1 protein-coding gene is annotated in these 1,056 nt (G+C 55.4%); it reads right to left on the bottom strand.

The annotated features are described in order from the left end of the window. A partial coding sequence (locus BMZ79_RS33475) for an amino acid adenylation domain-containing protein (protein WP_256253326.1) occupies positions 1–1,001 on the bottom strand: 1,001 nt, incomplete at its 3' end. Between the last annotated feature and the right edge of the window lie 55 nt (positions 1,002–1,056).

The raw sequence follows: 1,056 nt of genomic DNA, 5'->3' as shown, positions 1-1,056 counted from the left end.
TCGCGTGCGATGACGACCGCTTCCTGCGCAAGCCCCGTTTGCAGCAGCTGCGCTTCGATCTCGCCCAGTTCGATCCGGTAGCCCCGGATTTTCACCTGATGGTCGATCCGGCCCAAATACTCGATGTTTCCGTCCGGCAGCCATCTCGCCAAGTCCCCGGTCCGGTACATGCGCTCACCCGGCGCGAACGGATTCGCCACGAATTTCTCCGTTGTCAGTTCCGGACGGTTCAAGTACCCACGCGCCAGCCCTGTTCCGCCGATGCACAGCTCTCCAGCTACGCCGACCGGTTGCAGTTGGTGATTCATATCCACGATGTAAATCAGGGTATTGGCAATCGGCTGTCCGATCGATAACGTTTTAGCATCGGTTACTTCTTTCATGGAAGACCATATCGTCGTCTCCGTTGGGCCGTACATGTTGTACAAGCGAGCGGCTATCTCTTTTTGCAGGCCTTCCAGCAAGGCTTCCGGGAACGCTTCTCCCCCGATCAAGACCGCTTGAAGCTGCTGCATCCAGGCGTTATCGGTCGCTTGACGAAGGAGCTGCATCCGTGACGGCGTCATTTGAACGATATCCACTTGCTGCTTCGCGATGAATTCAAGCAACGCATTCGGATTGTCCTGGTGCTCGTTGCTTGTCAGCACCACTTTGGCGCCTTGTGTTAGCGGCACGAACGTTTCCAGCCCAAAGATGTCGAACGAGAACGTTGTCGTCGAAAGAATCGATTTCCCGCCGGAAAAATCAATCCGATCAGCCATCGCCTGGACAAAGTTGACGACTGATCGATGTTCAATCATGACGCCCTTCGGTTGTCCGGTCGAACCCGAAGTGTAGATAACGTAAGACAAATGTGAGGCTTTCGTTACCGACTCTAAACTCGAACCGTCTTCATCGTACGATTGTGAATCATCCAGATCGATCGACTCGCCTTCAATGGAGATCCGCTCTCGAAGCTGCCGCTCCGTCAGCAGCAGCTTCGCTCCCGAATCTTGCAGCATGTACCGAATCCGGTCCTCCGGATACGACGGATCGATCGGCACGTACGCGCCGCCT

The organism is Paenibacillus sp. UNC496MF, assembly GCF_900113915.1.
GTDB lineage: Bacteria > Bacillota > Bacilli > Paenibacillales > Paenibacillaceae > Paenibacillus_Z > Paenibacillus_Z artemisiicola.
This window is presented reverse-complemented; position numbering and strand designations above follow the sequence as displayed.